The 6,603-nt window shown below is 33.5% G+C and carries 8 protein-coding genes, 1 pseudogene and 1 riboswitch; of the genes and pseudogenes, 7 read left to right on the top strand and 2 right to left on the bottom strand.

Translation table 11 applies throughout. From position 1 onward, the window contains the following. A pseudogene (locus DER71_RS11430) lies at positions 1–233 on the bottom strand (integrase); the annotation flags it as partial. A gap of 185 nt (positions 234–418) precedes the next feature. Here DER71_RS11430 and DER71_RS11425 point away from each other — a divergent pair. From DER71_RS11425 to DER71_RS11400, 7 genes are all read left to right on the top strand, one after another. Beyond that, a complete protein-coding gene (locus tag DER71_RS11425) occupies positions 419–700 on the top strand; it encodes a hypothetical protein (protein ID WP_114474657.1) in 282 nt (93 codons plus the stop codon). 8 nt (positions 701–708) lie between these two features. Continuing rightward, positions 709–846, top strand: coding sequence for a hypothetical protein (locus tag DER71_RS12005; RefSeq protein WP_158531823.1), 138 nt, complete (start codon positions 709–711; stop codon positions 844–846). 1 nt (position 847) lies between these two features. After that, a complete protein-coding gene (locus DER71_RS11420) occupies positions 848–1,504 on the top strand; it encodes a hypothetical protein (RefSeq protein WP_158531822.1) in 657 nt (218 codons plus the stop codon). Positions 1,505–1,655: 151 nt separating this feature from the next. Then, positions 1,656–2,957: a radical SAM protein gene (locus DER71_RS11415; RefSeq protein ID WP_114474655.1), complete on the top strand. Its 1,302-nt coding sequence runs from the start codon at positions 1,656–1,658 to the stop codon at positions 2,955–2,957. 114 nt (positions 2,958–3,071) lie between these two features. Next, positions 3,072–3,191: riboswitch (molybdenum cofactor riboswitch) on the top strand. Positions 3,192–3,201: 10 nt separating this feature from the next. Continuing rightward, complete coding sequence (locus DER71_RS11410; RefSeq protein ID WP_114474654.1) at positions 3,202–5,007, top strand: aldehyde ferredoxin oxidoreductase family protein; 1,806 nt, start codon at positions 3,202–3,204, stop codon at positions 5,005–5,007. Then, positions 5,008–5,289: a MoaD family protein gene (locus DER71_RS11405; protein WP_114474653.1), complete on the top strand. Its 282-nt coding sequence runs from the start codon at positions 5,008–5,010 to the stop codon at positions 5,287–5,289. After that, positions 5,290–5,958, top strand: coding sequence for a HesA/MoeB/ThiF family protein (locus DER71_RS11400; protein ID WP_114474652.1), 669 nt, complete (start codon positions 5,290–5,292; stop codon positions 5,956–5,958). Positions 5,959–6,285: 327 nt separating this feature from the next. On the opposite strand, the gene DER71_RS11395 is transcribed toward DER71_RS11400, so the two are convergent. Then, a partial coding sequence (locus tag DER71_RS11395; protein ID WP_114474651.1) for an integrase core domain-containing protein occupies positions 6,286–6,603 on the bottom strand: 318 nt, incomplete at its 5' end.

Below are 6,603 nucleotides of genomic sequence, written 5' to 3'. Positions count from 1 at the left end.
TTAATTGGCTCACCGTTTTCTTTAGCTTCAGCCAGAAGTTCCTGGTAATCAGGATAATTGGGTTCAATATCAGGTAGTGGATCATCAAAACTGTTGAATTTGGTATAACTGTCATCGAATTTTTCTTTGGGTTCAAAGTCAACGTGAAAAAGTGCTGCAAAATAGATGTAGACAGTAACAATAATTTTCATGAGAGATTCAAGCAGGGAATTAGGTATTTTTCGAGAAATCATAACTTAGGATCCCTTCCTTTCTGGGTTAGTAAGTTGTGGTTCTCTTAATTACTATTTACGAGCTCAGGGGGAGGGATTCCTGCATTTTATACAGATTCCTAACCTGACAACTATGATAACTATTAATATTTTTAAAAAAACATTTAGATTTGACGTAACGAATAAAACTAAAGGAGGAAATAAAAATGAAAATTAAGGATAAACTTTCAGTAAATAATGAAAAATTTAATCAGGGAGCAGAGGATTTTGAAATCTGGTTTAAAAATAATAAAAATCTTTTCATGAGTGAATTTAAGGCTTTAGAAAAAATGGTTTCAGATCCAGAAAATTGTATTAGTATAGGAGTGGGGAATGGACTTTTTGCAGTGAAATTGGGAATTAAAAAAGGTGTTGAACCTTCAAAAGGCATGGCAGATCTTGCTAGAGCAAAGGGAATTGAGGTTCTTGAAGCAGAGCAGAAGAGCTAATAGAAATTATGGAGGAAGTAGGTTTTAAGAATCTAAAATTCATTCAGACACTAACCAAGCATCCCAAATATGCAAATGATTTCGTTGAAGAAGCAGTAGAAGGATATAAAAAAGGGGATTATGTGGTCATTAAGGGGGTTAAATAAATTGCAGTTCAAAAGTCTTGTTGAAGAAACAAAAGATAATTGGAAGAAAGTAATTGAGCATCAATTTGTTAAGCAGATTTTTGCAGGTGATCTGGCTGAAGATATTTTTAAGTTTTATTTAAAACAGGATTATTATTACCTAAATCAATCAATGCGAAATATGGCTGTCTTAATATCTAAACAGCAGGATGTTAAAGCAAAGCAGCGGTTGATCGAAGTTATTTATAGTGAAGCAAATGTTGAGTTTGCGGAATTTGAAAAACTGCTTGATTTTTATAATATTGATGCAGATCAATATGAGAAATTCAAGTTAAGTTATGCAAACATTTCTTATTCTAATTATCTGCTTGCTGTCAGTTCGCAAAATACTTTTGCTGAAGGATTGGCAGCTCTTATTCCCTGTTACTGGCTTTATTTAAAAATAGCTGAAAAACATGCTGATAAATTAAAGACAAATCAAAATGGAATCTATAAAAATTGGGCAGCAGTATTTAAAAGAGATGAATTTAGAGAGATGGTTGAAGATTTAATTATTCTTCTAGAAGCAGAATTAACTGAAGATAATTATGAACTGCTCAAATATCACTTTAATAATTCAATTAAATTTGAATATCATTTTTTTGATGATGTATACCACAAAAAATCATGGGAAATTTGATTGAAATAACAATTGCAAAATCTTGACAACAATGATAATGTATAAATAAGCAAATATTAAAATAATTAAATATAATTTAATTTTATTATTCATCTATCATGTATTTATGGCAGATATATATATTATCATTTTAAGGAAGGTGATATCCAGATTGGATTTTTTAGTAAACAACCCACAGTTTTGGAGAACTAATGGTGCAGGTGAAGAACTTCCGGAAAATTTAGAAGTTGAACTGAAAGATGGTAAATTAAAAATACCTGTAAAAGTAAAAGAAAAACTTGGTCTTGATGAGGATACTGCTGTTAAAATTAAGCTTGGTGCAAAAGGTTTTTATTTAGAGAGAAGTGACCCTCTTTTGACTAAGGTCTATATTGAGCCGACAAGTGACTGTAATTTGAACTGTAAGACATGTGTAAGGCACTCCTGGGATGAAGAAATGGGTCATATGGATTTTGATGTCTATAAAAAACTTATTGATGAGTTAAAAGAGTTCAAGCATTTAGAGAAAATTGCATTCTGGGGAATTGGTGAGCCAACTTATCATCCTGAGATTGCTGAGATGATTGCATTAGCCTCAGAACTGGGTGTCAAAACTCAGATGATTACTAATGCTCTACTTTTAGATGAAAAGAAAGTAAATGCTGTCTTAGATGCTGGGTTGGATAGTATAGTTGTTTCAGTTGATGGAACTTCACCTGACACAATGGCAGATATTCGCTCTGGTGCGGATCTGGCCCGGGTTATTGAAAATGTTAAAAGATTTCGCAGCTTAAGAGATAAGAAAAAGCTCGAAACAGAAATTGGTATTGAGTATGTGATTATGAAATCAAATGTTGATGAGCTTAAAGAACTGCGTAAATTAGCTTATGATCTCGGAGCTTCTTTTATCTTTTTGACAAATTTGCTGCCTTATACAGAGTCGATGACTGATGAAATTCTCTATTCATTTTCGATAAGCCGTTCTCAACCTGAAAAAAGAACACATCACAGACCTGAAATATATCTACCTCCTACTGATTTGAGAGAAGATATTATTAAAGATATTGCTGCTATTGGTGGGAAATCAAGTAATATTAGTACTACACAGGTGCCTTTCAATCCACATCAAGGTTACTGTAAATTTGTAGAAGATGGGTCGATTGCGGTTAACTGGCGCGGAGAAATCAGTCCCTGTATTGCTTTAATGCACAGCTATGACCTTTATATTAGAGAAAGAAAAAAGCATATTAATAAATATGTTTTAGGAGATATTGGGGAAGAAGATTTAAATTCAATCTGGTATAGTGATGAATTTAAAAAATTCAGAAAAGATGTAAAGAAATTTCCTTTTTCCGATTGTACTCAATGTTCTGGATGTGAGATGTCAAAGGAAAACGAAGAAGATTGTCATGGAAATGAATTCCCGGTCTGTGGAGACTGTTTATGGGCCAGAGGAGTTATTCAATGTCCCTAAATTTATAACTTAAATTTATATTCAATATAAGTTTAGGTTTTAATAAATAAAATATTCACAAAAATATAAATTTTTCTAAAAATTAAGAAGGATTTTGGCTTTTGATATTTAATAAGTATAATATACCTTCGAGTTATTTTGCCTAAAGAATTTTTCCACGGCATTTTAACCGCTGGGTTGATAAAGAAATGAATCAGCCTCCCGTGCTTGGAAAGAAGAGTAAATCTAAGGAGGTATAACATCAATGGGTAAAATTTATGAGTACAATGTTTTAAGAGTTGATCTTACAAATGAGGAGATCAAAAGAGAGAAAATTGCTGGAGAGAAAGTTAAGAATTTTTTAGGTGGTCGTGGACTTGGATCAAAAATTCTTTATGATGAAATAGATCCTACTATCGATGCTTTTAGTCCTGAAAACAAATTAATCTATGCAGCAGGATTATTAACAGGAACAGCTGCTTCAACAGGCGGCCGTTATATGGTTATTACAAAAGGACCTCTGACAGGTACAATTGCAAGCAGTAACTCTGGTGGATTTTTTGGTGCAGAATTAAGATTTAGCGGAAATGATATTATAATTTTTGAAGGTAAAGCAGAAAAGCCGGTTTACCTTTCTTTAAAAGGAGATAAGGCTGAACTTAAAGATGCTTCTCATCTATGGGGTAAAGGAGTTTATGAAACAACAGATGTATTGATAGAAGAATTTGGCGATGAAAAAGCAAGGGTTAGCTGTATTGGGCCTGCTGGAGAAAACCTCGTTAAGTTTGCTTCTATAATGAATGAAAAAGACCGTGCTGCTGGTAGAACGGGTGTAGGTGCAGTAATGGGTTCTAAAAATTTGAAAGCTGTTGTTGTTAAAGCTGAAGAAAAGCAGGTTGAGTACTTTAAAGATGAAATGATGAAAGTTGTAAGAAAACAAACTAAAACATTGAAAGAGCATGGAGTAACTGGAGAAGGCCTTCCTGCTCTAGGTACAAAAGTTCTTGACAATATTATTAACTCACATGGTGCTTATCCTAGAAATAACTTCCAGTATGCTACATTTGATAAAGTTGATGAAGTATCTGGAGAAGCCTTAGTTGAAAAAGGTTACCTGCAGGGTAACAAAGGATGTTATGGCTGTCCTATCCGCTGTGGTAGAGATACTAAACTGCCTAATGGTCAACAGGGTGAAGGTCCTGAATATGAAACAGGCTGGGCTTTTGGTGCTCAATGTGGTGTAAGTGACTTAAATGCTATTGTACAGGCTAACTTCCTCTGTAATGATCTTGGTATGGATACAATTTCTGCAGGTGTAACAATTGGCTGTGCTATGGAATTATATGAAAAAGGTTATGTAGATAAAGAAGAATTTGAAAATGGTCCAGAATTGACATTTGGCTCTTCAGAATCGGTAACTTATTATACAAGACAGATGGCTCTTCGTGAAGGATTTGGAGATCAGATGGCTGAAGGTTCTTATAGATTAGCTGAAGCTAAAGGTAATGCAGAGTTATCAATGAGTGTTAAAAAACAGGAATTACCTGCTTATGATCCGCGTGGAGTTCAGGGCCATGGATTAAACTATGTTACTTCTAACCGTGGTGGATGTCATGTTAGAGGTTATATGATTTCTCCTGAAGTACTTGGTGTACCAGAAAAATTAGATCCTCAAGAACTAAAAGGTAAGCCGGAATGGGTTAAGTTATACCAGGATCTAACAGCTGTTATTGATTCAATCGGAATGTGTCTCTTTACTTCATTTGCTCTTGGTTTAGAAGACTATGCTGAAATTGTCAATGCAGGTACAGAGTTTGACTTTACTCCTGAAGAAATACTAGAAAATGGTGAAAGAATCTATAACTTAGAACGTCAGTTTAATCTAGAAGCAGGAATCACACCTGCAGAAGATAGATTACCTGACCGTTTTGATGACCCTCTACCAGATGGAACATTTAGAGGTATTAGTACTAAATATAGAGAGATTCTGCCTGAGTATTATGAATTGCGCGGTTGGCAGGAAGATGGCTATATTAGTGATCAAAAATTAAGTGAGATGGGATTGAAGTAAATGTCAATTAAAGTTAAGTTCTATTCTTTATTTAAAATAAACTTAAAAAGTTCAGGAAAAGAATATCAAATAGATGATGAAATCACCGTCACAGATTTGATTTCTATGCTGGACGATGATTATGATGGATATTTTAGTCATAAATTATTGGATGCCGGGGAAATTGCTCCCGGCTCCATCATTTTAATTAATGGAGAGAATGTTATTCATATTGATGGCCTTGACTCAAAAATAAGGGATGGAGATACAATTACATTATTTCCTCCATCAGCAGGTGGTTAGATGAAAGATTATCTAAAAAGACAGCTGGGATTATTTTCTAAAGATGAAAGAGAACTGATTTCTGATTTAAATGTTATGGTAGCTGGTGCAGGTGGACTTGGTACTAATCAAGCCATTCAACTGCAGAGAATCGGAATTAATAAGATCTATCTTTATGATTATGACCAGGTTGAAATATCTAATTTAAATCGCCAGCTCTGCTATGGCAGAGAAGATATCGGCAGATATAAAGTTGAAGCTTCACTTGAATTTCTGCAGAGTTTTAATCTTGAGACAGAGATTATTCCTAAACAGGAAAAGATAACTGAAGAAACTAAATTACCTGCAGATATTGATATAATTTTTGATGCTCTGGATAATTTCGAGACACGTTTTATCTTAGAAGATTTAGCTAAAAAAAATAATTTAGCTTTGATTCATGCTGGTGTTGAAGGGTTTTTTGCTCAGCTGATGCTTATACTCCCGGAGAGTAAGACTTCTCTTAAAGATATTTTCGCTGGAGCTCAAAAAGGTGATGTGCCAGATGTTTTTTCACCAGCTGTAACAATTACAGCAGCATTTCAAGTAATTGAGGCTTTGAAATATCTTTTAGATAGAAAAGAAGCTCTTGAACATGAAATTCTCCATATTGATATGATTAATAATGAAATTGACAGAATCCAATTATAATCTTGATTTTAAGAATAATTAAGTTTAAAATATAGATAATGATGTTTATAAGCCCTGCTTTGACAGAGGGCTTTATTTAATGCTTAAGAAAAATAAAATCGAATTATATTATTAGTCAGCAGCAGTGCTGATTGAAGATAACGTCAAATAAAATATGATAGTTACCATAAAATGTAAGCAAATAGTAATAGATCACCACTAATTTTAATTATAATGAAAATGATAGAAAAGTCAAAAGTTTGAAGTTGTAAATAATTCTAAAAAATGGTATTTGGTAATTATAAATATCCAAAAGAATTTAATCTACTTTTTCAAAAAGTTATCTAGTTACTGATCAGTTTTGCTGATCCACTTGATAAGTTGAGCCCAGGATTCAATAGGCTGACCTCTTGAGCCCTCTACTATCAGTGGTGGTTTATCATCAAAAGAACTATGAGGTTTTAAATAGTTGAAATAAAGCTGATATAAGGTTATATGAGCAAGAGCACCATCAAAAGAGCTAAAGCTTTTATGCCGTTTGTAATGAGCTTTATAAGTACCGAAAAACCTTTCGATGATGTTTTTATAGGGTCTGTAGATTTCATCGGAATTATCATCGTCAGTAAAAAGACCTTTGACCTGTCTGTGGTCTACATCGGTCTTCAA

The organism is Halanaerobium sp. DL-01 (genome assembly GCF_003338615.1).
GTDB lineage: Bacteria > Bacillota > Halanaerobiia > Halanaerobiales > Halanaerobiaceae > QPJE01.
The sequence above is the reverse complement of the archived record's forward strand: the minus strand, read 5'-3'. Positions and strand labels throughout refer to the sequence as shown.

Bases quoted from the DNA above. Each gene is read 5' to 3' on its own strand.
- DER71_RS12005 (WP_158531823.1), top strand. From the start codon at position 709: ATGGAGGAAGTAGGTTTTAAGAATCTAAAATTCATTCAGACACTAACC.
- DER71_RS11400 (WP_114474652.1), top strand. From the start codon at position 5,290: ATGAAAGATTATCTAAAAAGACAGCTGGGATTATTTTCTAAAGATGAA.
- DER71_RS11410 (WP_114474654.1), top strand. From the start codon at position 3,202: ATGGGTAAAATTTATGAGTACAATGTTTTAAGAGTTGATCTTACAAAT.
- DER71_RS11425 (WP_114474657.1), top strand. From the start codon at position 419: ATGAAAATTAAGGATAAACTTTCAGTAAATAATGAAAAATTTAATCAG.
- DER71_RS11405 (WP_114474653.1), top strand. From the start codon at position 5,008: ATGTCAATTAAAGTTAAGTTCTATTCTTTATTTAAAATAAACTTAAAA.